1 protein-coding gene is annotated in these 464 nt (G+C 60.8%); it reads right to left on the reverse strand.

Features of this window, described 5'->3' with window-relative positions; translation table 11 throughout:
• Positions 1-464: polysaccharide biosynthesis C-terminal domain-containing protein (locus tag H6B10_RS15325; RefSeq protein ID WP_204652343.1), on the reverse strand; the 464-nt coding region annotated here is incomplete at both ends.

Genomic DNA, 464 nt, shown 5'->3' on the forward strand with positions numbered 1-464 from the left:
CACCGCCACCGCCGTGCTGGAAAAGCCGATGAGGATGCGGTTCATGCAGAAGGTCATCACGCTGCCCACCGAAGTCATGGCGATGGAGGGGATGCCCACCTGATAGATGCGTTTTATGGTGCGGGCCTGGGGCCGGAAATCCTGCAGCCGGAAATGGAGATCGTGGTTGTGGCGCAGGTTGAGGTAAAGCCCCGTAAAGGCACCCAGGAACTGGCCGATCACCGTGGCGGCTGCGGCGCCGGCGGCTTCCATACGGGGGAAGCCGAACAGCCCGAAGATCAGGATGGGGTCCATGATGATGTTGGTGCAGGCACCCACCAGCTGGGTGATCATGGCATAGTTGGAACGGCCGGTGGCGGTGAGCAGTTTTTCCACCATGCACTGGATCATGCAGCCGAGGCTGAACAGGCAGCACACCGAAAGATAATCCACACCGTACTGCCGGATCACGGGGTCCTCAGTCT

This window comes from Gemmiger formicilis, assembly GCF_016901605.1.
GTDB lineage: Bacteria > Bacillota > Clostridia > Oscillospirales > Ruminococcaceae > Gemmiger > Gemmiger formicilis_B.